The sequence below is a fragment of the Streptomyces sp. NPDC088261 genome, from assembly GCF_044740805.1.
GTDB lineage: Bacteria > Actinomycetota > Actinomycetes > Streptomycetales > Streptomycetaceae > Streptomyces.
The window spans coordinates 13,468-38,534 of record NZ_JBIURL010000011.1 but is presented as its reverse complement, the minus strand read 5'-3'; the positions used below and the strand labels follow the sequence as shown (position 1 = coordinate 38,534).

General features: G+C 69.0%; 20 protein-coding genes and 4 tRNA genes. 19 read left to right on the top strand and 5 right to left on the bottom strand.

Annotated elements, in window-relative coordinates; genetic code table 11:
- Positions 1 to 87 precede the first annotated feature (87 nt).
- Entirely contained in the window at positions 88 to 576 is a 489-nt protein-coding gene (locus ACIODU_RS21755) for a YajQ family cyclic di-GMP-binding protein (RefSeq protein WP_161310837.1), read from the bottom strand.
- Between the two features lie 252 nt (positions 577 to 828).
- Between ACIODU_RS21755 and ACIODU_RS21750 the strand changes: the two genes are divergently transcribed.
- Together ACIODU_RS21750 and ACIODU_RS21745 are read left to right on the top strand one after the other, a co-directional pair.
- Positions 829 to 910, top strand: a tRNA-Tyr gene (locus tag ACIODU_RS21750).
- A gap of 307 nt (positions 911 to 1,217) precedes the next feature.
- Complete coding sequence (locus ACIODU_RS21745) at positions 1,218 to 2,450, top strand: ATP-grasp domain-containing protein (protein ID WP_401769540.1); 1,233 nt, start codon at positions 1,218 to 1,220, stop codon at positions 2,448 to 2,450.
- 89 nt (positions 2,451 to 2,539) lie between these two features.
- Here ACIODU_RS21745 and ACIODU_RS21740 read toward each other — a convergent pair whose 3' ends face one another.
- Both ACIODU_RS21740 and ACIODU_RS21735 read right to left on the bottom strand, forming a co-directional pair.
- Complete coding sequence (locus ACIODU_RS21740) at positions 2,540 to 3,202, bottom strand: SDR family oxidoreductase (RefSeq protein ID WP_401769539.1); 663 nt, start codon at positions 3,200 to 3,202, stop codon at positions 2,540 to 2,542.
- A 104-nt stretch (positions 3,203 to 3,306) separates the two neighbouring features.
- Positions 3,307 to 4,758 carry a hydrolase gene (locus tag ACIODU_RS21735; protein ID WP_401769538.1) on the bottom strand — a complete coding sequence of 484 codons (1,452 nt, stop codon included), beginning with the start codon at positions 4,756 to 4,758 and terminating at the stop codon, positions 3,307 to 3,309.
- A 276-nt stretch (positions 4,759 to 5,034) separates the two neighbouring features.
- Here ACIODU_RS21735 and ACIODU_RS21730 point away from each other — a divergent pair.
- The 8 genes from ACIODU_RS21730 to ACIODU_RS21695 all read left to right on the top strand — a co-directional run bounded on the left by ACIODU_RS21730 (position 5,035) and on the right by ACIODU_RS21695 (position 9,944).
- A tRNA-Thr gene (locus ACIODU_RS21730) sits at positions 5,035 to 5,107 on the top strand.
- 47 nt (positions 5,108 to 5,154) lie between these two features.
- Positions 5,155 to 5,227: transfer RNA gene (locus tag ACIODU_RS21725), tRNA-Met, on the top strand.
- A gap of 96 nt (positions 5,228 to 5,323) precedes the next feature.
- Positions 5,324 to 5,488: a 50S ribosomal protein L33 gene (gene rpmG / locus ACIODU_RS21720; RefSeq protein WP_003956487.1), complete on the top strand. Its 165-nt coding sequence runs from the start codon at positions 5,324 to 5,326 to the stop codon at positions 5,486 to 5,488.
- Between the two features lie 85 nt (positions 5,489 to 5,573).
- Entirely contained in the window at positions 5,574 to 6,026 is a 453-nt protein-coding gene (locus ACIODU_RS21715; RefSeq protein ID WP_356425950.1) for a MaoC family dehydratase N-terminal domain-containing protein, read from the top strand.
- Positions 6,027 to 6,031: 5 nt separating this feature from the next.
- Positions 6,032 to 6,460: a MaoC family dehydratase gene (locus ACIODU_RS21710; protein WP_401769537.1), complete on the top strand. Its 429-nt coding sequence runs from the start codon at positions 6,032 to 6,034 to the stop codon at positions 6,458 to 6,460.
- A 122-nt stretch (positions 6,461 to 6,582) separates the two neighbouring features.
- Positions 6,583 to 7,146, top strand: a complete 564-nt coding sequence (locus tag ACIODU_RS21705) for a TetR/AcrR family transcriptional regulator (RefSeq protein ID WP_401769536.1) — start codon at positions 6,583 to 6,585, stop codon at positions 7,144 to 7,146.
- A 177-nt stretch (positions 7,147 to 7,323) separates the two neighbouring features.
- Positions 7,324 to 8,772: an MFS transporter gene (locus tag ACIODU_RS21700; RefSeq protein ID WP_401769535.1), complete on the top strand. Its 1,449-nt coding sequence runs from the start codon at positions 7,324 to 7,326 to the stop codon at positions 8,770 to 8,772.
- Positions 8,773 to 8,888: 116 nt separating this feature from the next.
- On the top strand, positions 8,889 to 9,944 hold the full coding sequence (locus ACIODU_RS21695) for a UDP-N-acetylmuramate dehydrogenase (RefSeq protein ID WP_401769534.1): 1,056 nt from the start codon (positions 8,889 to 8,891) through the stop codon (positions 9,942 to 9,944).
- Positions 9,945 to 9,959: 15 nt separating this feature from the next.
- Here ACIODU_RS21695 and ACIODU_RS21690 read toward each other — a convergent pair whose 3' ends face one another.
- Together ACIODU_RS21690 and ACIODU_RS21685 are read right to left on the bottom strand one after the other, a co-directional pair.
- Positions 9,960 to 11,006 (bottom strand): adenosine deaminase, encoded by a 1,047-nt coding sequence (locus tag ACIODU_RS21690; protein ID WP_356425965.1) that lies wholly within the window; start codon positions 11,004 to 11,006, stop codon positions 9,960 to 9,962.
- Positions 11,007 to 11,195: 189 nt separating this feature from the next.
- Entirely contained in the window at positions 11,196 to 12,431 is a 1,236-nt protein-coding gene (locus ACIODU_RS21685; protein WP_401769533.1) for a pyridoxal phosphate-dependent aminotransferase, read from the bottom strand.
- 239 nt (positions 12,432 to 12,670) lie between these two features.
- Here ACIODU_RS21685 and ACIODU_RS21680 point away from each other — a divergent pair.
- From ACIODU_RS21680 to ACIODU_RS21640, 9 genes are all read left to right on the top strand, one after another.
- A tRNA-Trp gene (locus ACIODU_RS21680) sits at positions 12,671 to 12,743 on the top strand.
- Between the two features lie 123 nt (positions 12,744 to 12,866).
- Positions 12,867 to 13,154 (top strand): preprotein translocase subunit SecE, encoded by a 288-nt coding sequence (gene secE, locus ACIODU_RS21675; RefSeq protein ID WP_356425971.1) that lies wholly within the window; start codon positions 12,867 to 12,869, stop codon positions 13,152 to 13,154.
- Positions 13,155 to 13,225: 71 nt separating this feature from the next.
- The gene (gene nusG / locus ACIODU_RS21670) at positions 13,226 to 14,119 is read left to right on the top strand and encodes a transcription termination/antitermination protein NusG (RefSeq protein WP_356425974.1); all 894 of its coding nucleotides are present in this window, start codon (positions 13,226 to 13,228) and stop codon (positions 14,117 to 14,119) included.
- A 190-nt stretch (positions 14,120 to 14,309) separates the two neighbouring features.
- On the top strand, positions 14,310 to 14,744 hold the full coding sequence (rplK, locus tag ACIODU_RS21665; RefSeq protein WP_161309617.1) for a 50S ribosomal protein L11: 435 nt from the start codon (positions 14,310 to 14,312) through the stop codon (positions 14,742 to 14,744).
- Positions 14,745 to 14,824: 80 nt separating this feature from the next.
- On the top strand, positions 14,825 to 15,547 hold the full coding sequence (rplA, locus tag ACIODU_RS21660; protein WP_161309616.1) for a 50S ribosomal protein L1: 723 nt from the start codon (positions 14,825 to 14,827) through the stop codon (positions 15,545 to 15,547).
- A 403-nt stretch (positions 15,548 to 15,950) separates the two neighbouring features.
- Positions 15,951 to 16,511, top strand: coding sequence for a 50S ribosomal protein L10 (gene rplJ, locus ACIODU_RS21655; protein WP_401769532.1), 561 nt, complete (start codon positions 15,951 to 15,953; stop codon positions 16,509 to 16,511).
- 84 nt (positions 16,512 to 16,595) lie between these two features.
- Positions 16,596 to 16,979 (top strand): 50S ribosomal protein L7/L12, encoded by a 384-nt coding sequence (rplL, locus tag ACIODU_RS21650; RefSeq protein ID WP_356432803.1) that lies wholly within the window; start codon positions 16,596 to 16,598, stop codon positions 16,977 to 16,979.
- 572 nt (positions 16,980 to 17,551) lie between these two features.
- On the top strand, positions 17,552 to 21,034 hold the full coding sequence (gene rpoB, locus ACIODU_RS21645; protein WP_161308207.1) for a DNA-directed RNA polymerase subunit beta: 3,483 nt from the start codon (positions 17,552 to 17,554) through the stop codon (positions 21,032 to 21,034).
- Between the two features lie 99 nt (positions 21,035 to 21,133).
- Positions 21,134 to 25,039 (top strand): DNA-directed RNA polymerase subunit beta', encoded by a 3,906-nt coding sequence (locus tag ACIODU_RS21640; RefSeq protein ID WP_161308206.1) that lies wholly within the window; start codon positions 21,134 to 21,136, stop codon positions 25,037 to 25,039.
- Positions 25,040 to 25,067 lie beyond the last annotated feature (28 nt).

The window sequence follows — 25,067 nt, the reverse complement described above, 5'->3', positions numbered from 1 at the left end:
GGAGGCCCGGCGCGGAGAGGCCCGGCGTGCGGAGGAAGGGGGCGGAGGCGAGAGCGGATCGTCCGCCCCGCCCCCGTACCACCGTCGTCACCGGTAGTTCACGAACTGGAGGGCGAAGTCGAAGTCACGCCCCTTGAGCAGGGAGATCACGGTCTGGAGGTCGTCCCGGCTCTTCGAGCTGACCCGCAGCTCATCGCCCTGGACCTGCGCCTTGATGCCCTTGGGGCCCTCGTCCCGGATGATCTTCGCGACCTTCTTGGCGTTGTCCTGGGAGATGCCCTCCTCGATCGTGGCGAAGATCTTGTACTCCTTGCCGGAGAGCTGCGGCTCACCCGCGTCCAGCGACTTCAGCGAGATCCCGCGCTTGATCAGCTTGGACTGGAAGACGTCGAGGATCGCCTTGACCCGCTCCTCCGAGTTCGCCTGCATCAGGATCTTCTCGCCGGACCAGTCGATCGACGCTCCGACGTTCTTGAAGTCGTACCGCTGCGCGATTTCCTTCGAGGTCTGGTTGAGGGCGTTGTCGACCTCCTGCCGCTCGACCTTCGAGACGATGTCGAAACTGGAGTCGGCCATGTTCTGTGGCTCCTTCGATCGGGTGCGATGAGGTACGGGCCGGGTGCGCGTCCGCCGCGAACCGGGCGCCGGTCAGGCGCCCGACGCACGACCGGCGGCGCCCGACCGCTGCCGTAAAGCCTAGTCACCCGCACCCGCCCCCAGCGCTGATCAATCGGGTGGCGGAGCACCCCCGGGCATCGGGTATCGTTTACGTCGTCGCCAAGGGACACCGGCACCAACGGTCCTCCCGAGGCGACAGCACCATCCCATGGCGGTGTGCCCGAGTGGCCAATGGGAGCGGACTGTAAATCCGCCGGCTTAGCCTTCCCAGGTTCGAATCCTGGCGCCGCCACATCGAACGGCCCCTGTTCCGCGGAGACGCGGGGCGGGGGCCGTTGTCGTACCCGGCCGAACAGCGGCCGATCGACGGCTGATCGACGGCCGGCCGGCGGTCGGCGGGCACGGCGCGCGTGAAATCTCACCGTCATCGTTTCGGGCTACGATCCGCTCACACATGATCGGACATGGTCGGGCGGCCTTGCTTCACAGGGCCTCCGGCGGGCTTCGCCTGCGCGGTTTCGCCGCCGCCCCGGGCGGGTGCGCCCTGATGACGAAGGAGCTTCGCGATAGCGCTACGGATATGGCTCAGCAGCGCAGGGGTGGCCACGACCCAGGTGATGCGGATGCTGCGCGACAACCCGGACGCCGTTGACGTCCGTATCTACGGGACCAATGTCGACCGGGACGCGCCCGCGCTCTCGGCCTGCGACGTGGGCGAGGTCGAGCCCCGCCACGTCAGCGACGACACCTACGCCGACTTCGCCCTCGACTTCTGCCGGCGGCACGGGATAGACGTCCTCGTCCCGCCCCGGCGCCTGGCCGCGCTCGCCGGGCTGACCGACGTCTTCGCCCAGGGCGGCACGCGCCTCATGTGCTCGCCGCCCGCCGCGATCGACGCGCTGACCAGCAAGAGCCGGGCGTACGAGGAGGCCGGGGCGGCCGGCATCCCCGTACCGCCCTGGCGGGTCGCCTCCGACGCCGCGAGCTTCCGGGAAGCGGTGGGGGAACTCTCGGCCACCGGGGAGAGGGTCTGCGTCAAACCCGCCGGTGAGTACTCGGCGTTCGGGTTCCGCATCCTGGACGACCGGCCCCTGCGCCTCAAGGACCTGCTGGCCGCGCCCGCGCCGCTGGCCTCCGTGGACGCGGTGGCCGAGGCCCTGCGACGGGCGGCGGACGAGGGGGAGACCGTTCCCGAACTCCTCGTCATGCCCTTCCTCGACGGGCCCGAGGTGAGCGTCGACTGCCTGTCCACCCCCGGCGGCACCCTGCTCGCCGGCGTCGCGAGGTCCAAGCAGGGCCGCTACCGGTACCTGCTCGACGACCCCGCGCCGACCGCGATCGCCCGCCGCCTCGTCGGCCACTTCAAGCTCGCGTACCTCTCCAACGTGCAACTGCGCCGGCGGAACGGGGAACCGGTGCTGCTGGAGGCCAACCCCCGGGCGTCGGCGGGAATCTTCCAGACGGCGTTCGCCGGGGTGAACCTGCCCTGGGCGGCGGTACGACTCCTGCTCCACGGCGACGCGGGCCCGCTCCCCGCCCCGCGGCTGGGCGGCCGGCTCGCGATCACCGAGACCGCCACGGAGGTCCACGGTGCCCCGTCCCACGGCCTTGCCGCGAAGGGCCTTCCCGCGCGCGGGATTCCCGGACTTCCCGCGCACGGCGTTCCGGCGCCGCGCACCAGCCCGGAAGCCGAGCTGCCGCTCGGCGAGGCGACAGCCGCAGCGACAGCCACAGCCCCAACCGCAGTCGCGGTCGGCGTCGCGGTCACAGCCGCAGTGGCAGGCGCAGCCGCAGCGAAGGTCACGACCTCAGCCGTCGTGGCGGCCGGCTGAGCACGGCCCCACGGATGTACAGGACGGCCCCCGTCCGGCGGAGACCGCCGACCGGGGGCCGCTTGTAGGCGGGCCCGCCGGGCCGAGACCTACCCCTTCGCCGCCGCCACCGCCGCGACCGCTTCCTTCACCGGGGTCGTACCACCGATCAGTTCCAGGGTCAGGCCCGCCGTCCCCGGCGTCTCCAGCAGCTCCGCCAGGACCGCCGCCACGTCGTCGCGCTGGACCGGGCCGCGCCCCGTCCTCTCCGCCAGGCTGACCAGACCTGTCCCGCCCTCGTTCTTCATCGCGCCCGAGCGCACGATCGTCCAGTCGAGCCCGGTCCTGGACCGCACGTAGTCGTCGGCCTGTCCCTTGGCGCGCAGGTAGTGGTCGAAGACCTCGTCGCCCTCGTGGGTGGCGTCCGCGCCCAGGTACGAGACGACGACGTAGCGCCGCACACCGGCCCGTTCGGCCGCGTCCGCGAAGAGGATCGCGCCGCCCTTGTCGACGGTCTCCTTGCGCTGCCGGTTGCCGTCGCCGCCGCCGCCCGCCGCGAAGACGACCGCGTCGGCGCCCTTCAGCACCTCGGTGACCTCCTCGACCGTGGTCGACTCCAGGTCCAGGATCACGGGTTCGGCGCCCGCCGCCCGCAGATCACCGGCCTGCTCCGGTGTGCGGATGACGCCCGCGACGTCATGTGATCGCGCGGTGAGCAGCCGCTCCAGCCGGAGGGCGATCTGGCCGTGTCCTCCGGCGATGACGATTCGCATGCTCCCGACCGTACGTCGGCCGTGCCCGTCCCGCTCAGGGACGCAGCCGGCCGGAGCACCGCCGGCGGGGAGCCGCTGGGTCGCGGACGCGCTCACGAACGCGCTCACGGGCGCGCGTCCGGCCCTCCCTGGCGCGGCAGTTCGAGCGCGACGGCCGCCTCGGAGTCGCAGTACTCCCGTACCGCACTCGTACGGGCCACCATCCGCCCCCGGTGCACGACGATCCTGCTGTACGCGAGGGACAGCACGCCCGCGATCCCCTCGCCCCGTACGGCCAGCAGCTCCGCCGGGAACCCGGCCTCCACCCGCACCTCGGGCAGCCCCATCGCCGCCCGCGCCACCGTGCTCACCGCGTCGTACGCGTCCTCCGCCGCCAGCCCGCCCCGGGAGGCGAGCAGGTACGCCGCCTCCAGCGGATCGCCGCGCCCGACCGGATTGGACACGTCACGCAGGGCGCCGCTGCCGGCCGCCACCCGCACCCCGGCGGCCCGCAGCAGCCGGACGGGCGCGACACCACGCGGATCCGTCCCGCCACACCCGCCACTCCCGTACGGCGTACCACCGGATCCGCCACTCCCGTACGGCGTCCCGCCCGACCCGCCACTCCCGTACGGCGCACCGCCCCCGCCGCCCCCGAACGGCGTCCCCGCCCGTGTACCCGTCCTCCCCCCGCACTCCATCTCCCCCTGCCCCACGCCCCCGCACGCCCCCTGCGGCAGGCAGACCACCGTCACCCCGGCCGCCGCCAGCTGGTCGGCCGCCCGTCCCGCCACCTCCACCGGCAGCAGGCCCAGCCCCGCGCACGGCCCGAGCGTCACCCCCGGCCGCAGCCCGCCCGCCATCGCCGCGAGCCGGGCCAGCCGCGCCGGATCGGCGCCGTCCGTGTGCAGGTCCACCGGGCAGCCGTGCTCGGCGGCGACCTCCAGCACCGCCTCCACGTACCCCGCCGGGTCCGGATCGAGGTCGGGGCAGCCGCCCACCACCCCGGCGCCCATCTTCACCGCGTCCCGCAGCATCGCCAGCCCGTCGGCGCCCGCCACCCCCGTGAGCAGCCGGGGTACGGCGACGGCGGTCACCTCGACCAGGCCGCGCAGCGAACGCCGCGCCTGGAGCAGCGCCTCCAGACGGCCGAGACCCTGCGCGTCCCCGATCCGTACATGCGAACGGAGGGCCGTCGCGCCGTGCCCGAGCTGGAGGAGAGCGGCCTCGGTGGCCCGCCGCCGCACGTCCTCGGGGGAGTACGAGGGAGCAGAAGCACCGGCAAGGGAGGTCGCGGCGGGGGAGTCCACGGCGCTCGCCCCGTCCGCCGTCAGCGCCGTGTCGCTGTGCGCGTGCGGCTCCGCAGGGGCGGGCAGCAGCAGGTGGCCCGTCAGGTCCAGGCGCGCGCCGTGCGTGGCGAGGCTGCCCGCCGTACCCACGGCCTCGATCAGGCCGCCGCCCAGCCGCACGTCGACGATCCGGCCGTCGGGGAGCCGGGCGCCGGAAAGGAGGAGCCCGCCCCCGGCCCGGTCGGACGGCTGCGACGGGGGCTGCGGCTGCGGGTGACTGTCGGGCATCGCGCTCCTGGAGGGATCACCACGGGCGGCGGAAGGGGCAGAGCGAAAGGGGGGCGGAGAGGGGTCGGGATCTGTGATTGATGTCTCCGCCGAGGTCAGGATCACGCAGAGTGGACCGAGCCTAGGTGCGCCCCGGCCAGGCTTCGCGGAGGAGCGCAATAGTCGTACCGGCGAGGCCACCAGTGGCCTACGGGGCACAGGGGACCAGGGCCTCGGAAGGGGCCGCGAAACGGATTTGGGCGATCGGCGAGGGACCGTGTAATGTCTTCATCGCTCGCCCCAATAGCTCAGTCGGTAGAGCGTCTCCATGGTAAGGAGAAGGTCTACGGTTCGATTCCGTATTGGGGCTCAGGTGTTCGGTGATCCTCGCCCTCGGGCGAGGGGATCCGGCATCGAAGCGGTGTAGCTCAGACGGTAGAGCAAGCGGCTCATAATCGCTGTGTCACCGGTTCAAGTCCGGTCACCGCTACACAAAGTAGCCGATTGTGGGGTCGGTCCTTCGATCGGCTACTCTTTTCTGCGTTCATCTTTTCATCCGTAAACCGTCCGTCCAAGGAGCACTCACGTGGCTGCCACCGACGTCCGCCCGAAGATCACGCTGGCCTGCGTGGAGTGCAAGGAGCGGAACTACATCACCAAGAAGAACCGGCGTAACAACCCGGACCGTCTTGAGATGAAGAAGCATTGCCCGCGCTGCAACTCGCACACCGCGCACCGCGAAACGCGCTGAAACAGGCTCGTATGCGAGGCCGTCCCCTCTGGGGGCGGCCTCGTGTCGTTTGTAGTGGTCACATTCATCAGGAGGGAGCGAGTCCATGGCGCTCGATCAGTCCTTCGTGGGGCGGAGCTATCCGCCCACCGAGCCTTACGAGGTCGGCCGCGAGAAGATCCGTGAGTTCGCCGAGGCGGTGGGGGACACCAACCCGGCGTACACCGATCCCGAGGCGGCCAAGGAGCTCGGGCACACCGACGTGATCGCCCCGCCGACCTTTGTGTTCGCCATCACGTTCAAGGCGGCCGGCGAGGTCATCGCCGATCCGCAGCTGGGGCTGGACTACAGCCGCGTCGTGCACGGGGACCAGAAGTTCGCGTACTCCCGGCCCGTCCGGGCGGGTGACCGGCTGTCCGTCACGTCGACCATCGAGGCCATCAAGTCCCTCGCGGGCAACGACATCATTGATGTCCGCGGTGAGGTGCGCGACGAGGCCGGCGAACACGTCGTGACCGCGTGGACCAAGCTGGTGGCGCGCGCCGCCGAAGGGGCGTGAGGCGGATGGCCGCGAAGATCGGTTACGACGACGTCGAGGTCGGTACGGAGCTGCCGGCCGGGAGCTTCCCCCTCACGCGGGCGACGCTGGTGCGGTACGCGGGTGCCTCCGGGGACTTCAACCCGATCCACTGGAACGAGAAGTTCGCCAAGGAGGTCGGGCTGCCGGACGTCATCGCGCACGGCATGTTCACCATGGCCGAGGCGGTCCGTGTGGTCACCGACTGGGTGGGCGATCCGGGAGCCGTCGTCGAGTACGGCGTGCGCTTCACGAAGCCCGTGGTGGTGCCCAACGACGACCAGGGCGCGCTGGTCGAGGTGAGCGCCAAGGTCGGCGCCAAGCTGGACGAAAACCGCGTCCGGGTCGACCTGACGGCCACGAGCGCCGGTCAGAAGGTGCTGGGGATGTCCCGCGCCGTCGTGCGCCTGGCCTGAACGCCCGTACGACAGGACAGGGAGGGGTGCTCGCACGCGCGAGCACCCCTCCCCTCTTGCCGGAAGGCCTCCGGGCCGACCGGGGCTTGACAAGGTTAGTTATTCATCAATAACTTAGTCGCATGGTCAGGATGAGCGCAGAGGAGCGGCGGGAGAGCGTGATCCGCGCCGCGGTCACCGAGTTCTCCCGCAGCGGCTACCACGGCACGTCCACCGAGACGATCGCCCGCCGCGTCGGCGTCTCGCAGCCGTACCTCTTCCGTCTCTTCCCGAACAAGCAGGCCATCTTCCTCGCGGCGGCCGAGCGCTGCCTGGCCGACACCACGCGGCTCTTCGGGCAGGCGTCCGAGGGGCTGACCGGCGAGGACGCCCTGCACGCCATGGGGGCCGCGTACGTGGAACTCATCGCCGAGGACCCGGAAATGCTGCTCATGCAGATGCAGATGTACGTGACGGTCGCGGCCGCCGAGGCCGCGGGCGACCACTCCTTCGGCGAGCCGCTCCGGGCCGGCTGGACGAGGCTGTACGACTCGATCCACGGGACGCTCGGCGGCGACGAGGCCGGCACGAAGGACTTCCTGGCGCACGGCATGCTCATCAACACGCTCGTCTCGCTGGGCTTCCCGCCGGAGCACCGGCTCTGGGTGGGCGTCAAGGACGATCCGCCGGCCCTTCCCAGGGAGTGAACCGTCCGCGAAGGATTCCGTAGAAGGGTCCCGCACGGGATCAAGGGGCCTTCCCCTGTCCGTCAAAGTTAGTGATCAATTACTAATCAGTCCACAGCCCACCAGTCACCACCCCATCAGCCACCACCCCACCAGCCCATACCCAATCCGCCACGCCCAATCAGCAGGGGGAAAGAAATGACCCAGCCAACCGCCAACCCGCCCCAGGCACTCGGCCCCGGGGCCGTCTGGGCCCTGATCATCACCGGCGTCGCCGGCTTCATGGCGGCCCTGGACAACCTCGTCGTCACCACCGCCCTCCCGTCCATCCGCGAAGACCTCGGCGGCGCGCTGGAGGATCTGGAGTGGACGGTGAACGCGTACACGCTCACCTTCGCCGTCCTCCTGATGTTCGGCGCGGCCCTCGGCGACCGCTTCGGCCGCCGGAAGCTTTTCCTCATCGGCCTCACGGTCTTCACCGGCGCCTCCGCCGCCGCGGCCCTCGCCCCCGGCATCGACGCGCTGATCGCCGCCCGTGCCGTCCAGGGCGTCGGCGCGGCGATCATGATGCCGCTCACCCTCACCCTGCTCACCGCCGCCGTCCCGGCCGAACGGCGCGGCGCCGCCCTCGGCATCTTCGGCGCCCTCACCGGCCTCGCCGTCGCCAGCGGTCCCCTCATCGGCGGCACCCTCACCGAGCACCTCTCCTGGCAGTGGATCTTCTGGCTGAACGTCCCGATCGGCCTCGCCCTGCTGCCGCTCGCCCGGCTGCGCCTCCAGGAGTCCACCGCCCCCGACGCCCGCCTCGACATCCCCGGCACCCTCCTCATCAGCGGCGGACTCTTCGGACTCGTCTACGCCCTGGTCAACGCCAACGCCGACGGCTGGACCAGCCCCACCGTCCTCATCGGCCTGATCGCGGGCTGCGCGCTGCTGGCCGCCTTCGTCCGCCACGGCATCCGCCGGCCGGACGCGATGCTCCCGATGCGGCTGTTCAAGGACCGCGCCTTCTCCGGCATCAACGCCGCGAGCCTCCTGATGTTCCTCGGTATGTTCGGCTCGATCTTCCTGCTCAGCCAGTTCCTCCAGAGCGTCGCCGGCTACTCGCCCACCGAGGCCGGCCTGCGCATGCTCCCGTGGACCGGGATGCCCCTGCTGGTCGCACCGCTCGCCGGGATACTCTCCGACCGAGTCGGCGGCCGTCCCGTCGTCGTCGCCGGACTCGCCCTCCAGGCCGTGGGCCTGGGCTGGTTCGCGACGGTCATCGCCCCCGACGTGTCGTACGGGGCCCAGCTGCCCGCTCTCATCCTCAGCGGCATCGGCATGGGCCTGTACTTCGCCCCCGCCGCCAGCCTGGTGATGTCCAGCGTCCGCCCGGCGGAACAGGGCATCGCCTCCGGCGCCAACAACGCCCTGCGCGAGGTGGGCGGGGCGCTCGGCATCGCGATACTCGGCGCGGTCTTCGCCGCTCAGGGGGGTTACGAGAGCCCGCGGACCTTCGCCGACGGCACGGTGCCCGCCCTGTGGATGGGCGCGGGTGTGGTGGCCCTGGGAGCGCTGTGCGCGTTCCTCATCCCGTCCCGCCACGCCCAGCGGGCCACCGGCCCGCAGGACACGAAGGACGAGCGCGAGCCGGCGACGGTCTGAACCCGTCCGGACGGTCCGCGCCACACCCCGCCGTACAACACCCCACCGCACCACGCCCCGCCGTACGGTCCGTCGGCAGCCGGTCTCCGGCCGCCGGCGGACCGTACTCTTGTCCCGTGCAGGAACTCCACGACGCGCCCCTCGCCCCCCTGACCACCTTCCGCCTCGGCGGCCCCGCCCGCCGCCTCCTCACGGCCACCACTGACGCCGACGTCGTCGACGCCGTACGGGCGGCGGACGAGGAGGGCACGCCCCTCCTGGTCATCGGCGGCGGCAGCAACCTGGTCATCGGCGACAAGGGCTTCGACGGCACCGCCCTGCGCATCGCCACCACCGGCTTCCACCTCGACGGCACCACCCTCGAACTGGCCGCCGGCGAGGTCTGGACCGACGCCGTCGCCCGTACCGTCGAAGCGGGCCTCGCCGGGATCGAATGCCTCGCCGGGATCCCCGGATCGGCCGGCGCCACCCCGATCCAGAACGTCGGCGCGTACGGCCAGGAGGTCTCCAGCACCCTCACGGACGTGGTCGCCTACGACCGCGCCGCCCGCGAGACCGTCACCCTCACCAAGGACGAGTGCGCCTTCTCGTACCGCCACAGCCGCTTCAAGGAGGACCCGGCGCGCTATGTCGTCCTGCGCGTCCGCTTCGTCCTGGAGGACGCGGGCGGACTCTCCGCCCCGCTCAAGTACGCCGAGACGGCCCGCGCCCTCGGCGTCGAGCCGGGCGAGCGCGTGCCCGCCGCCCTCGCGCGCGACACCGTCCTCAAGCTCCGGGCCGGCAAGGGCATGGTGCTGGACCCCGAGGACCACGACACCTGGTCGGCGGGCTCCTTCTTCACCAACCCGATCCTGACCGAGCAGGCGTACGAGGACTTCCTCACCCGCGCCCGGGCCCGCCTCGGTGACGACGTGACCCCGCCCGCCTTCCCGGCGGGGGAGGGCCTCAGGAAGACCTCGGCGGCCTGGCTGATCGACAAGGCCGGCTTCACCAAGGGGTACGGGACGGGCCCGGCCCGCATCTCCGGCAAGCACACCCTCGCCCTCACCAACCGCGGCGGGGCGACCACGGAGGATCTGCTCGCCCTCGCGCGCGAGGTGGTGGCGGGGGTACGGGACGCCTTCGGCATCACGCTCGTCAACGAACCGGTGACGGTGGGCGTCAGCCTGTAGCCCGGCCGGACGCCTTCAGCTCGCCAGCCAACTGTCGATCCCCGCCAGCAGCTTGTCCTGCGTCGGCGCGTCCGCCGCCGACCCCCGGACCGACTGGCGGGCCAGCTCGGCCAGTTCGGTGTCGTCAAAACCGTTGTGCTCGCGCGCCAGTTCGTACTGCGCCGCCAGCCGCGACCCGAACAGCAGCGGGTCGTCCGCCCCCAGCGCCATCGGCACCCCCGCGTCGAACAGGGTCCGCAGCGGTACGTCCTCCGGCTTCTCGTACACGCCCAGCGCCACGTTCGACGCCGGGCACACCTCGCAGGTCACCCCCCGGTCCGCGAGCCTGCGCAGCAGCCGGGGATCCTCCGCCGCCCGTACGCCGTGCCCGATCCTGGCCGCCCGCAGGTCGTCCAGACAGTCCCGTACGGACGCCGGGCCCGTCAGCTCGCCGCCGTGCGGCGCCGCCAGCAGCCCGCCCTCCCTGGCGATCGCGAAGGCGCGGTCGAAGTCCCTGGCCAGCCCGCGCCGCTCGTCGTTGGACAGCCCGAAGCCGACCACGCCCCGGTCCGCGTACCGCACCGCGAGCCGCGCCAGCGTCCTGGCCTCCAGGGGGTGTTTCATCCGGTTCGCCGCCACCAGCACCCGCATGCCGAGCCCCGTGTCCCGGGAGGCGGTGTCCACGGCGTCCAGGATGATCTCCATGGCCGGGATCAGCCCGCCGAGCAGGGGGGCGTACGAGGTGGGGTCGACCTGGATCTCCAGCCAGCCCGAGCCGTCCCGCACGTCCTCCTCGGCCGCCTCGCGCACCAGCCGCTGGATGTCCTCCGCCGTACGGAGGCAGGAGCGGGCGATGTCGTACAGCCGCTGGAAGCGGAACCAACCGCGCTCGTCGGTGGCCCGCAGCTTCGGCGGTTCACCACCGGTCAGCGCGTCGGGGAGGTGGACGCCGTACTTGTCGGCGAGATCGAGCAGGGTCGTGGGCCGCATCGACCCGGTGAAGTGCAGGTGCAGATGGGCCTTGGGCAGCAGCGTCAGGTCGCGCGGTCGGGTGGTGCTCTCCATTCGAAGATCCTGCTGCATCGAGGCACCCCCGGACAGCCCTTTTCCCCCTACGAGTTCTTGCCCGAATGCCTGCGCGAATCAAACCGGCGGGGGAGGTTGCCGGAAAAGGACCGAAAAACGGCCCCCGGCCGGGGCCGGGGGCCGATCTCGCCGCGCGCGCACCGCGCGGGCTGTGACGCAAAACTCAGTCCCCGGGGGTCACCGGGCTCAGTCCCTGGCCTCCGCCAGCAGCTTCTGGATCCGGGCCACGCCCTCCGCCAGGTCCTGGTCGCCGAGCGCGTACGACAGCCGCAGGTAGCCCGGCGTACCGAACGCCTCACCCGGTACGACGGCGACCTCGGCCTCGTCGAGGATCAGCGCGGCCAGCTCGACGGAGGACGCCGGGCGGACGCCGCGGATCTCCTTGCCCAGCAGGCCCTTCACCGACGGGTACACGTAGAACGCGCCCTCGGGCTCCGGGCAGATGACCCCCTCGATCTCGTTGAGCAGCCGCACGATCGTCCGGCGCCGCCGGTCGAAGGCGGCCCGCATCTCGGCGACCGCCGTCAGATCGCCGGTGAGGGCGGCGATCGCCGCGACCTGCGCCACGTTCGACACGTTGGACGTGGCGTGCGACTGGAGGTTCGTCGCCGCCTTCACGACGTCCTTGGGGCCCACGAGCCACCCCACCCGCCAGCCGGTCATCGCGTACGTCTTGGCGACCCCGTTGACGACCAGGCACTTGTCCCGCAGCTCCGGCACGACGGCCGGGAGCGAGGTGAACGAGGTGTCTCCGTAGACGAGGTGCTCGTAGATCTCGTCGGTCAGCACCCACAGCCCGTGCTCCAGGGCCCAGCGGCCGACGGCCTCGGTGTCCTCGCGGCTGTAGACGGCACCGGTCGGGTTGGACGGCGAGACGAAGAGCACCACCTTCGTACGTTCCGTACGGGCGGCCTCCAGCTGCTCGACCGTGACGCGGTAGCCCGTCGTCTCGTCGGCGACGACGTCCACCGGGACCCCGCCGGCGAGGCGGATCGACTCGGGGTACGTCGTCCAGTACGGGGCCGGGACGATGACCTCGTCGCCCGGGTCCAGGATCGCCGCGAACGCTTCGTAGATCGCCTGCTTGCCGCCGTTGGTGACGAGGATCTGCGCCGGGTCCACCTCGTAACCGGAGTCGCGGAGCGTCTTCGCGGCGATGGCGGCCTTGAGCTCGGGAAGCCCCCCGGCCGGCGTGTAGCGGTGGTACTTGGGGTTGCGGCACGCCTCCACCGCGGCCTCGACGATGTAGTCGGGCGTCGGGAAGTCGGGCTCGCCGGCACCGAAGCCGATCACCGGGCGGCCGGCGGCCTTGAGGGCCTTGGCCTTGGCGTCGACGGCGAGGGTCGCGGACTCGGAGATCGCGCCGATGCGGGCGGAGACCCGGCGCTCGGTCGGCATCGTCGGGGGGATAGCTGCGCTCATGCCTCCCATGGTCCCAGACACGAAACCTCCTGGGCACACAGGTTTCGTAGGGTGGACATACAAGGAGATGAGCAGCGGACATGCGGCGGGGACCGCGGGCGGCCGGAGGAAGCCGGGCTTAGCTGTTCGACGTCGGGCCCCCGACCACGTACACTCACTGGTCGTTGGCCCTCATCAGCCACGTCCGGACGGCACACTCAACGCGTCCGGCCGGATGCGGTAGGTTGGGGCAAGCGCAAAGGGTCGTAGCTCAATTGGTAGAGCACTGGTCTCCAAAACCAGCGGTTGGGGGTTCAAGTCCCTCCGGCCCTGCTACACGCACACTGTCTTCGTGTTCAATGGTGTGCGTTTCAGGTAAGTACACTTCGATCTATGCATCGCCGTGCGGCTCCTCCGGGCGCGGCACGGCCACGACCCGGAATCAGGTGAGTGAGCGTGACGGACGCCGTGGGCTCCATCGACAAGCCTGATGCCGACGATGAAGAGACCGCAGAGTCGAAGAAGCCCCGTAAGGGCGGTAAGCGCGGCAAGAAGGGCCCTCTGGGCCGTCTCGCGCTCTTCTACCGCCAGATCGTCGCCGAGCTGCGCAAGGTCGTCTGGCCGACTCGCAACCAGCTGACGACGTACACCACAGTGGTGATTGTCTTCGTTGTCATCATGATCGGTCTGGTGACCGTGATTGACTACGGCTTCAACCAAGCAATCAAGTACGTCTTCGGCTGATCCCGCGAGGGCGCCCGACGCGGCGCCCCTTTCGCGTGTTTCACCCATTGAGCCAGGAAGAAGCAGCCACAGTGTCTGACCCGAACCTGAACGACGCCCGGGAGTCGGTGGAGTCCGTGGAGGACGAGACCGGCATCGTCGAGGCGGCGGACGCTGTCGAGCCAGACCAGGCCGAAGCCGCTGACGAGGCGGCCGGAGAGCCGGCCGAAGAGGCCGCGCTGACTGTCGAGGACGAGGACGCCGAGGACTCGGAAGACTCCGAGACCGAGGACCTGGAAGCTTCCGAGGACGCCGACGACAAGGACGCCGACACCGACGAGGACGCGCCCACCGAGGCCGTCGCCGCGGTCGACCCCGTCGAGGCCCTCCGCGAGGAACTGCGCGGCCTGCCCGGCGAGTGGTACGTGATCCACACCTACGCGGGCTACGAGAAGCGCGTGAAGGCGAACCTGGAACAGCGCGCCGTCTCGCTGAACGTCGAGGAGTTCATCTACCAGGCCGAGGTCCCCGAGGAAGAGATCGTCCAGATCAAGAACGGCGAGCGGAAGAACGTTCGCCAGAACAAGCTCCCCGGGTACGTCCTGGTGCGCATGGATCTGACGAACGAGTCCTGGGGCGTCGTTCGGAACACGCCTGGTGTGACCGGCTTCGTGGGCAACGCCTACGACCCGTACCCCCTGACGCTGGACGAGATCGTGAAGATGCTCGCGCCGGAGGCCGAGGAGAAGGCGGCCCGTGAGGCGGCCGAGGCCGAGGGCAAGCCGGCGCCGTCCCGCAAGGTCGAGGTCCAGGTGCTGGACTTCGAGGTCGGCGACTCCGTCACCGTCACGGACGGCCCCTTCGCGACCCTCCAGGCCACGATCAACGAGATCAACGCCGACTCGAAGAAGGTCAAGGGCCTGGTCGAGATCTTCGGCCGCGAGACCCCCGTCGAGCTGAGCTTCGACCAGATCCAGAAGAACTGAGCCCACCCGCTCACCGAGCGCACCCGCTCGCTTCTGGCACAGCCGCTTCCGACAGGTCAGACAGGCTCCGACAGCTGTCTGACCTGTCGGTTTTGGCCGCGCAGCTATACCCGTTATCGTTGTGCGGTATGCCTCCGTCCGGATGACTGGGCGGATGGCCGATAACTCTCACTAGGACCCGGAGAGAGCAATGCCTCCCAAGAAGAAGAAGATCACGGGGCTCATCAAGCTCCAGATCAACGCCGGCGCGGCCAACCCGGCTCCGCCGGTCGGCCCCGCGCTGGGTCAGCACGGCGTCAACATCATGGAGTTCTGCAAGGCCTACAACGCCGCGACCGAGTCGCAGCGTGGCATGGTCGTGCCGGTGGAGATCACGGTCTACGACGACCGTTCCTTCACCTTCATCACCAAGACTCCGCCGGCCGCCAAGCTGATCCTCAAGGCCGCGGGCGTGGACAAGGGCTCCGGCGAGCCGCACGTCAAGAAGGTCGCGAAGCTGACGCGCGACCAGGTGCGCGACATCGCCACCACGAAGATGCCCGACCTGAACGCCAACGACCTCGAAGCCGCCGAGAAGATCATCGCCGGCACCGCCCGTTCCATGGGCATCACGGTCGAGCGCTGACCCAGCCGGGCAGCCCCAGTGGCAGGACCCTGCGCGGTCCGGACCACGAACTCCACACCTGAAGAAACACAGGAGCAGAAGTGAAGCGCAGCAAGGCACTCCGCGGCGCGGACGCGAAGATCGACCGGGAGCGCAACTACGCCCCGCTCGAGGCCGTCCGTCTCGCCAAGGACACCACCACCACCAAGTTCGACGGCACCGTCGAGGTGGCCATGCGGCTGGGCGTCGACCCCCGCAAGGCCGACCAGATGGTCCGTGGCACCGTGAACCTCCCGCACGGCACCGGCAAGACCGCCCGGGTCCTGGTCTTCGCGACCGGTGACCGTGCAGAGCAGGCGCGCGCCGCGGGCGCCGACATCGTCGGCTCCGACGAGCTCATCGACGAGGTCGCCAAGGGCCGCCTCGACTTCGACGCCGTCGTCGCCACCCCGGACCTCATGGGCAAGGTCGGCCGCCTCGGCCGCGTCCTCGGCCCGCGTGGTCTGATGCCCAACCCCAAGACCGGAACGGTCACCCCTGATGTCACGAAGGCCGTGAACGACATCAAGGGCGGCAAGATCGAGTTCCGCGTCGACAAGCACTCGAACCTGCACTTCATCATCGGCAAGACGTCGTTCGACGAGACGCAGCTGGTCGAGAACTACGCCGCGGCGCTGGACGAGATCCTCCGTCTGAAGCCGTCCGCCGCGAAGGGCCGCTACATCAAGAAGGCGACCCTCGCGACGACGATGGGCCCCGGCATCCCGCTGGACGCGAACCGCACCCGCAACCTCCTCGTCGAGGAGGACCCGGCGGCCGTCTGACATCGACGGAAGCCAGGTCGCGCGCGTGACGCGTGACGGTGTGCATGCTGTACAGGATGTTTGTATGCATGCCCTACATAAGAGCCGGTGCCCGTACCTCCCCGGAGGTGCGGGGACCGGCTCTTTCCGGCGGGGGTGGCCCGTACACGTGGGCGGATTTGCCTGCTGTGGCCGCGCTCGCGTACTCTTCTGAAGAAGCCAAAGACCGCTGGTCGTTGTCGTGTGCTCGTAAGAGTGTGCGGCGGCCGAAGGATCCGCTAGCTGCGGACGACCTGCGCAGGTGACTGTGGACAGTTCCCGGATCCCATTCGGTTGAGCTACGCCCTGGCGCCTGCGCCGGGGCGTTTCGTTTTGCGAAGCCCCTTCTGAGCGGTCCTCATCACCCGGAAGGAGGCCGACGCTCATGGCAAGGCCCGACAAGGCTGCCGCGGTGGCCGAGCTGACGGACAAGTTCCGCAGCTCGAACGCCGCCGTGCTGACCGAGTACCGGGGTCTCACCGTGGCGCAGCTCAAGGAGCTGCGCCGTTCCCTCGGTGCGAACGCCCAGTACGCCGTGGTGAAGAACACGCTGACCAAGATCGCGGCCAACGAGGCCGGGATCAACACGCTGGACGACCTGTTCGCGGGTCCGACGGCGGTTGCCTTCGTCACCGGTGACCCGGTGGAGTCGGCGAAGGGTCTTCGTGACTTCGCCAAGGACAACCCGAATCTCGTCATCAAGGGCGGTGTCCTTGACGGCAAGGCGCTGTCCGCGGACGAGTTCAAGAAGCTTGCGGACCTCGAGTCCCGCGAGGTTCTGCTCTCCAAGCTGGCGGGTGCCATGAAGGGCAAGCAGTCGCAGGCTGCCTCCCTCTTCCAGGCGCTTCCCTCGAAGTTCGTCCGCACCGCGGAAGCGCTTCGCGTCAAGAAGGAAGAGCAGGACGGTGCCGGCACGCCGGCCCCCGTCGAGGCCGACTCCGAGTAATCACGCTCGGTCGGTCACAGCGGGCCGGTTCGCCCGCGGAACTTGTACACACGGCACCAGCCGAATTAGTGGAAGGACGCCATCATGGCGAAGCTGTCCCAGGCAGAGCTGCTTGAGCAGTTCGAGAACCTGACCCTCATCGAGCTCTCCGAGTTCGTCAAGGCCTTCGAAGAGAAGTTCGACGTCACCGCCGCCGCGGCCGTCGCCGTCGCCGGCCCCGCGGGCCCGGGCGCCGTCGCCGAGGTCGAGGACGAGCAGGACGAGTTCGACGTCATCCTCACGGGTGCCGGCGAGAAGAAGATCCAGGTCATCAAGGTCGTGCGTGAGCTGACCTCGCTGGGTCTGAAGGAAGCCAAGGACCTCGTGGACGGCGCCCCGAAGCCCGTCCTGGAGAAGGTTTCCAAGGAGCAGGCCGACAAGGCCGCCGAGTCCCTCAAGGGCGCCGGCGCGGGCGTCGAGGTCAAGTAACTCCTCGCGGGTCCTCCACCGGGCGCCTGTGGGCGTACGGAGGCGGTCCCGGCGCCGCGAGGCGCGGCGTTGACGCGAAGGGCGATCACCCATCCGGGTGGTCGCCCTTCCGCGTTGACGGGGGGATGCTGTGCGGTCCGGCCCGCGGCGAGTATCGTGATCATCGCCGTGCCCTCCGTACGACGGTGACGCTCCGCGGGGAGCGGGGGGCCTTGACGAACCGCACGCAGCGCGCAATTCTCAGGACGCGTCGTCACAATCGATCCGGATCCGAGGCATGGATCGACGGCGAAGAGGGCAGTATCGATGTGCGCCTACGGCGCGAAGCTTGCCGCAGCAGAGACAAGGTGTTGAGAACAACGAGGGTCTCCAAAAACCCGCTCTGGACATCAGTGTGCCAAGTGGCTACACTGACCCTTTGCGCTGCCTGTTAGCTGCTCCCTGCCCGTCACCAGGGGCACCCCCTCGCACGGACATCGTGACCGACGGCCCGGAACTGGGCTTTCTGTCCTGATGTCCCGCTTGGGACCGGTACGCGCGTAGTGAGTCCGAGCCCTCGGAAGGACCCCCTCTTGGCCGCCTCGCGCAACGCCTCGACCACGAATATGAACAACGGCGCCAGCACCGCCCCGCTGCGCATCTCCTTTGCAAAGATCAAGGAGCCTCTCGAGGTTCCGAACCTCCTCGCGCTGCAGACCGAGAGCTTTGACTGGCTCCTCGGCAACGCCGCCTGGAAGGCTCGTGTCGAGACGGCTCTCGAGAACGGACAGGACGTCCCCAGGAAGTCAGGTCTGGAGGAGATCTTCGAGGAGATCTCCCCGATCGAGGACTTCTCCGGGTCGATGTCGCTGACCTTCCGCGACCACCGCTTCGAGCCGCCCAAGAACTCGATCGACGAGTGCAAGGAGCGCGACTTCACGTTCGCGGCCCCGCTCTTCGTCACGGCCGAGTTCACCAACAACGAGACCGGCGAGATCAAGTCCCAGACGGTCTTCATGGGCGACTTCCCGCTCATGACCAACAAGGGCACCTTCGTCATCAACGGCACCGAGCGTGTCGTGGTGTCCCAGCTGGTGCGCTCGCCGGGTGTCTACTTCGACTCCAACATCGACAAGACGTCCGACAAGGACATCTTCTCCTCCAAGATCATCCCGTCCCGGGGTGCCTGGCTGGAGATGGAGATCGACAAGCGCGACATGGTCGGTGTCCGCATCGACCGCAAGCGCAAGCAGTCCGTGACCGTCCTGCTCAAGGCTCTCGGCTGGACGACCGAGCAGATCCTGGAGGAGTTCGGCGAGTACGAGTCGATGCGCGCCACCCTGGAGAAGGACCACACCCAGGGCCAGGACGACGCGCTGCTCGACATCTACCGCAAGCTGCGTCCCGGCGAGCCCCCCACCCGTGAGGCCGCCCAGACGCTGCTGGAGAACCTCTACTTCAACCCGAAGCGCTACGACCTCGCGAAGGTCGGCCGCTACAAGGTGAACAAGAAGCTCGGCGCGGAAGAGCCGCTGGACGCGGGCGTCCTCACCACCGACGACATCATCGCCACCATCAAGTACCTGGTGAAGCTCCACGCGGGCGAGACCGAGACGGTCGGCGAGAGCGGCACCACGATCGTCGTCGAGACCGACGACATCGACCACTTCGGCAACCGCCGTCTGCGCAACGTGGGCGAGCTCATCCAGAACCAGGTCCGTACGGGTCTGGCGAGGATGGAGCGCGTCGTGCGCGAGCGCATGACGACCCAGGACGTCGAGGCGATCACGCCGCAGACCCTGATCAACATCCGGCCGGTCGTCGCCTCCATCAAGGAGTTCTTCGGCACCAGCCAGCTGTCCCAGTTCATGGACCAGAACAACCCGCTGTCGGGTCTGACCCACAAGCGCCGCCTGTCGGCGCTGGGCCCCGGCGGTCTGTCCCGTGAGCGGGCCGGCTTCGAGGTCCGTGACGTGCACCCCTCGCACTACGGGCGCATGTGTCCGATCGAGACCCCGGAAGGCCCGAACATCGGCCTGATCGGCTCGCTCGCCTCGTACGGCCGGGTCAACGCGTTCGGGTTCGTCGAGACCCCGTACCGCAAGGTCGTCGACGGTGTCGTCACCGACGACGTCGACTACCTGACCGCCGACGAGGAGGACCGCTTCGTCATCGCCCAGGCCAACGCGACGCTGTCCGAGGAGATGCGGTTCACCGAGCCGCGCGTCCTCGTCCGCCGTCGTGGCGGCGAGGTCGACTACATCCCCGGCGACGACGTCGACTACATGGACGTCTCGCCGCGCCAGATGGTGTCGGTCGCGACCGCGATGATCCCGTTCCTGGAGCACGACGACGCCAACCGCGCCCTCATGGGCGCGAACATGATGCGCCAGGCCGTGCCCCTGATCACGTCGGAGGCGCCGCTCGTCGGCACCGGCATGGAGTACCGCTGCGCGGTGGACGCCGGCGACGTCGTCAAGGCGGAGAAGGAGGGTGTGGTCCAGGAGGTATCCGCGGACTACATCACCGTCGCCAACGACGACGGCACGTACACCACGTACCGCATCGCCAAGTTCTCCCGCTCGAACCAGGGCACCTCGGTCAACCAGAAGGTTGTCGTCAACGAGGGTGACCGGGTCGTCGCGGAGCAGGTCCTGGCGGACGGGCCCGCCACCCAGATGGGTGAGATGGCGCTCGGCAAGAACCTCCTCGTGGCGTTCATGCCGTGGGAGGGCCACAACTACGAAGACGCGATCATCCTCAGCCAGCGGCTGGTCCAGGACGACGTCCTCTCCTCGATCCACATCGAGGAGCACGAGGTCGACGCCCGGGACACCAAGCTCGGCCCCGAGGAGATCACCCGGGACATCCCGAACGTCTCCGAAGAGGTCCTCGCGGACCTCGACGAGCGCGGCATCATCCGTATCGGTGCCGAGGTCGTCGCCGGGGACATCCTGGTCGGCAAGGTCACGCCCAAGGGCGAGACCGAGCTCACCCCGGAAGAGCGTCTGCTCCGCGCGATCTTCGGTGAGAAGGCGCGTGAGGTGCGCGACACCTCGCTGAAGGTGCCGCACGGCGAGGTCGGCAAGATCATCGGCGTGCGCGTCTTCGACCGCGAGGAGGGCGACGAACTGCCGCCCGGCGTGAACCAGCTGGTTCGTGTGTACGTCGCGCAGAAGCGCAAGATCACCGATGGTGACAAGCTCGCCGGCCGTCACGGCAACAAGGGCGTCATCTCGAAGATCCTGCCGATCGAGGACATGCCGTTCCTGGAGGACGGCACCCCGGTCGACATCATCCTCAACCCGCTGGGTGTCCCGTCCCGCATGAACCCGGGACAGGTCCTCGAGATCCACCTCGGCTGGCTCGCCAGCCAGGGATGGAAGGTCGAGGGCAGCGAGGAGTGGATGGAGCGGCTCAAGGTCATCGGCGCCGACGACGTCGCCGCCGGCACCAACGTCGCCACCCCGGTCTTCGACGGTGCCCGTGAGGACGAGATCTCCGGTCTCTTCGAGGCCACGATCCCGAACCGCGACGGCAACCGGATGGTGCAGCCGTCCGGCAAGGCGAACATGTTCGACGGCCGCTCCGGCGAGCCGTTCCCTGAGCCGATCTCGGTCGGCTACATGTACATCCTCAAGCTCCACCACCTGGTCGACGACAAGCTGCACGCCCGGTCGACCGGACCGTACTCGATGATCACCCAGCAGCCGCTGGGTGGTAAGGCCCAGTTCGGTGGTCAGCGCTTCGGTGAGATGGAGGTGTGGGCGCTGGAGGCTTACGGCGCCGCCTACGCCCTCCAGGAGCTGCTGACGATCAAGTCCGACGACGTGACCGGCCGCGTGAAGGTCTACGAGGCCATCGTCAAGGGCGAGAACATCCCTGAGCCCGGCATCCCCGAGTCCTTCAAGGTGCTCATCAAGGAGATGCAGTCGCTCTGCCTCAACGTGGAGGTGCTGTCCTCGGACGGCATGTCCATCGAGATGCGCGACACGGACGAGGACGTCTTCCGCGCGGCGGAGGAGCTCGGTATCGACCTGTCCCGGCGAGAGCCGAGCAGCGTCGAAGAGGTCTGACGGGTTGTCCGGCCGCCCCCGTCTCGGGGCGGCCGGCTCCTCCCGGACCCGTACAGACCATGATTTGAGACTCGACCCCGAAAGAGGGATTGACGACAAGTGCTCGACGTCAACTTCTTCGACGAGCTGCGGATTGGCCTCGCCACCGCGGACGACATCCGGACCTGGTCCCACGGCGAAGTGAAGAAGCCGGAGACCATCAACTACCGCACGCTCAAGCCCGAGAAGGACGGACTCTTCTGCGAGAAGATCTTCGGTCCTACCCGGGACTGGGAGTGCTACTGCGGCAAGTACAAGCGTGTCCGCTTCAAGGGCATCATCTGTGAGCGTTGTGGCGTAGAGGTCACGCGCGCCAAGGTGCGCCGTGAGCGGATGGGCCACATCGAGCTTGCCGCTCCCGTCACCCACATCTGGTACTTCAAGGGTGTCCCGTCCCGTCTGGGATACCTGCTGGACCTCGCGCCGAAGGACCTCGAGAAGGTCATCTACTTCGCCGCGTACATGATCACGTTCGTGGACGAGGAGCGCCGTACGCGCGATCTGCCGTCGCTGGAGGCCCACGTCTCCGTAGAGCGCCAGCAGACTGAGAACCGGCGTGACTCCGACCTCGAGGCCCGCGCCAAGAAGCTCGAGACCGACCTGGCCGAGCTGGAGGCCGAGGGCGCCAAGGCCGACGTGCGCCGCAAGGTGCGCGAAGGCGCCGAGCGGGAGATGAAGCAGCTGCGCGACCGCGCGCAGCGCGAGATCGACCGTCTCGACGAGGTGTGGAACCGCTTCAAGAACCTCAAGGTCCAGGACCTGGAGGGCGACGAGCTGCTCTACCGCGAGCTGCGCGACCGCTTCGGTACGTACTTCGACGGATCGATGGGTGCCGCGGCGCTTCAGAAGCGCCTGGAGTCCTTCGACCTGGAGGAGGAGGCCGAGCGCCTCCGCGAGATCATCCGTACCGGCAAGGGCCAGAAGAAGACCCGCGCGCTCAAGCGCCTCAAGGTCGTCTCGGCATTCCTCCAGACCAGCAACAGCCCCAAGGGCATGGTGCTGGACTGCGTGCCGGTGATCCCGCCGGACCTGCGTCCGATGGTGCAGCTGGACGGTGGCCGCTTCGCGACCTCCGACCTGAACGACCTGTACCGCCGTGTGATCAACCGGAACAACCGCCTCAAGCGCCTTCTCGACCTCGGTGCCCCCGAGATCATCGTGAACAACGAGAAGCGGATGCTCCAGGAGGCCGTCGACGCGCTGTTCGACAACGGCCGCCGCGGTCGCCCGGTCACCGGTCCCGGCAACCGCCCGCTGAAGTCCCTGAGCGACATGCTCAAGGGCAAGCAGGGTCGTTTCCGTCAGAACCTGCTCGGCAAGCGGGTCGACTACTCGGCCCGTTCCGTGATCGTCGTCGGCCCGCAGCTCAAGCTGCACCAGTGCGGGCTGCCGAAGGCCATGGCGCTGGAGCTCTTCAAGCCGTTCGTGATGAAGCGCCTGGTGGACCTGAACCACGCGCAGAACATCAAGTCGGCGAAGCGCATGGTCGAGCGCGGCCGTACGGTCGTGTACGACGTGCTCGAAGAGGTCATCGCCGAGCACCCGGTGCTGCTGAACCGCGCGCCGACCCTGCACCGCCTCGGCATCCAGGCCTTCGAGCCGCAGCTGGTCGAGGGCAAGGCCATCCAGATCCACCCGCTCGTCTGCACCGCGTTCAACGCGGACTTCGACGGTGACCAGATGGCCGTACACCTGCCGCTCTCCGCGGAGGCGCAGGCCGAGGCCCGCATCCTGATGCTGTCCTCGAACAACATCCTCAAGCCGGCCGACGGCCGTCCCGTCACCATGCCCACCCAGGACATGGTGCTCGGCCTCTTCTTCCTCACCACGGACGAGGAGGAGCGCAAGGTCATCGGCGCGGACCGGTCCTTCGGTTCGACCGCCGAGGCGACCATGGCGTTCGACAACCGTGAGCTGTCGCTCCAGGCGAAGGTCGACATCCGCTTCCCGGTGGGCACCATCCCGCCGCGCGGCTGGACCCCGCCGGTGGGCGAGGACGGCCAGGCGGACGCCGAGTGGCAGCAGGGCGACCCGTTCCGGCTGCGTACGACCCTGGGCCGCGCGCTCTTCAACGAGCTGCTGCCCGAGGACTACCCGTTCGTCGACTACTCGGTGGGCAAGAAGCAGCTCTCCGAGATCGTCAACGACCTGGCCGAGCGCTACCCCAAGGTCATCGTGGCGGCGACGCTCGACAACCTGAAGGCGGCCGGCTTCTTCTGGGCGACCCGCTCCGGCGTGACCGTGGCGATCTCCGACATCGTCGTCCCCGACGCGAAGAAGGCGATCGTCCAGGGGTACGAGGCGCAGGACGAGAAGGTCCAGAAGCAGTACGAGCGCGGTCTGATCACCAAGGAAGAGCGCACGCAGGAGCTCATCGCGATCTGGACCAAGGCGACCAACGAGGTCGCCGAGGCGATGAACGCGAACTTCCCGAAGACCAACCCCGTCTCGATGATGGTCAACTCGGGTGCCCGCGGAAACATGATGCAGATGCGTCAGATCGCCGGTATGCGTGGTCTGGTGTCCAACGCCAAGAACGAGACGATCCCCCGTCCCATCAAGGCGTCCTTCCGTGAAGGTCTGTCGGTGCTGGAGTACTTCATCTCCACGCACGGTGCCCGTAAGGGTCTCGCCGACACCGCCCTGCGTACCGCCGACTCGGGTTACCTCACCCGTCGTCTGGTGGACGTCTCGCAGGACGTGATCATCCGCGAGGAGGACTGCGGCACCGACCGCGGCCTCAAGCTGAAGATCGCCAAGAAGGGCGAGGACGGCCGGCTCCACAAGACGGAGGACGTCGAGACGTCCGTGTACGCGCGGATGCTCGCCGAGGACGTCGTCGTGGACGGCAAGGTCATCGCGCCGGCCAACGTCGACCTGGGCGATGTCCTGATCGACGCCCTGGTCGCCAACGGCGTCGAGGAGGTCAAGACCCGCTCGGTCCTGACCTGCGAGTCGGCGGTCGGCACGTGTGCCTTCTGCTACGGGCGTTCGCTGGCCACCGGCAAGCTGGTCGACATCGGTGAGGCGGTCGGCATCATCGCCGCCCAGTCCATCGGTGAGCCCGGTACCCAGCTGACGATGCGTACCTTCCACACCGGTGGTGTGGCCGGTGACGACATCACCCAGGGTCTGCCCCGAGTCGTCGAGCTCTTCGAAGCCCGTACGCCGAAGGGTGTCGCCCCGATCTCCGAGGCCGCGGGCACCGTCCGCATCGAGGAGACCGAGAAGACGAAGAAGCTCGTCGTCACCCCGGACGACGGCAGCGAGGAGACGCCCTTCCCGATCTCCAAGCGTGCCCGTCTGCTCGTGGGCGAGGGCGACCGCGTCGAGGTGGGCCAGAAGCTCACCGTGGGTGCCACCAACCCGCACGACGTGCTGCGCATCCTCGGACAGCGCGCGGTCCAGGTCCACCTGGTCGGCGAGGTCCAGCGGGTGTACAACTCGCAGGGTGTGTCGATCCACGACAAGCACATCGAGATCATCATCCGGCAGATGCTCCGCCGCGTGACGATCATCGAGTCCGGCGACGCGGAACTGCTGCCGGGCGAGCTCGTCGAGCGCTCGAAGTTCGAGACCGAGAACCGTCGTGTGGTCACGGAAGGCGGCCACCCGGCCTCCGGCCGTCCGCAGCTGATGGGTATCACCAAGGCCTCGCTGGCCACGGAGTCGTGGCTGTCGGCGGCGTCCTTCCAGGAGACGACCAGGGTCCTGACCGACGCGGCGATCAACGCCAAGTCGGACTCCCTGATCGGCCTCAAGGAGAACGTCATCATCGGTAAGCTCATCCCGGCCGGTACGGGCCTGTCCCGCTACCGCAACATCCGGGTCGAGCCGACCGAAGAGGCCAAGGCCGCGATGTACTCGGCCGTCGGCTACGACGACATCGACTACTCCCCGTTCGGCACCGGCTCCGGCCAGGCCGTCCCGCTGGAGGACTACGACTACGGTCCGTACAACCAGTAAGCGGTGAGACGAAGGGCGGCCACCCCGT

Excerpts from the sequence above, each read along its gene's own strand:
- ACIODU_RS21755 (WP_161310837.1), bottom strand. The coding sequence starts at position 576 with ATGGCCGACTCCAGTTTCGACATCGTCTCGAAGGTCGAGCGGCAGGAG.
- ACIODU_RS21740 (WP_401769539.1), bottom strand. The coding sequence starts at position 3,202 with ATGCGAATCGTCATCGCCGGAGGACACGGCCAGATCGCCCTCCGGCTG.
- ACIODU_RS21735 (WP_401769538.1), bottom strand. The coding sequence starts at position 4,758 with ATGCCCGACAGTCACCCGCAGCCGCAGCCCCCGTCGCAGCCGTCCGAC.
- ACIODU_RS21715 (WP_356425950.1), top strand. The coding sequence starts at position 5,574 with ATGGCGCTCGATCAGTCCTTCGTGGGGCGGAGCTATCCGCCCACCGAG.
- ACIODU_RS21710 (WP_401769537.1), top strand. The coding sequence starts at position 6,032 with ATGGCCGCGAAGATCGGTTACGACGACGTCGAGGTCGGTACGGAGCTG.
- ACIODU_RS21705 (WP_401769536.1), top strand. The coding sequence starts at position 6,583 with ATGGTCAGGATGAGCGCAGAGGAGCGGCGGGAGAGCGTGATCCGCGCC.
- ACIODU_RS21700 (WP_401769535.1), top strand. The coding sequence starts at position 7,324 with ATGACCCAGCCAACCGCCAACCCGCCCCAGGCACTCGGCCCCGGGGCC.
- ACIODU_RS21690 (WP_356425965.1), bottom strand. The coding sequence starts at position 11,006 with ATGCAGCAGGATCTTCGAATGGAGAGCACCACCCGACCGCGCGACCTG.
- ACIODU_RS21685 (WP_401769533.1), bottom strand. The coding sequence starts at position 12,431 with ATGAGCGCAGCTATCCCCCCGACGATGCCGACCGAGCGCCGGGTCTCC.
- rplK (WP_161309617.1), top strand. The coding sequence starts at position 14,310 with ATGCCTCCCAAGAAGAAGAAGATCACGGGGCTCATCAAGCTCCAGATC.
- rplJ (WP_401769532.1), top strand. The coding sequence starts at position 15,951 with ATGGCAAGGCCCGACAAGGCTGCCGCGGTGGCCGAGCTGACGGACAAG.
- rplL (WP_356432803.1), top strand. The coding sequence starts at position 16,596 with ATGGCGAAGCTGTCCCAGGCAGAGCTGCTTGAGCAGTTCGAGAACCTG.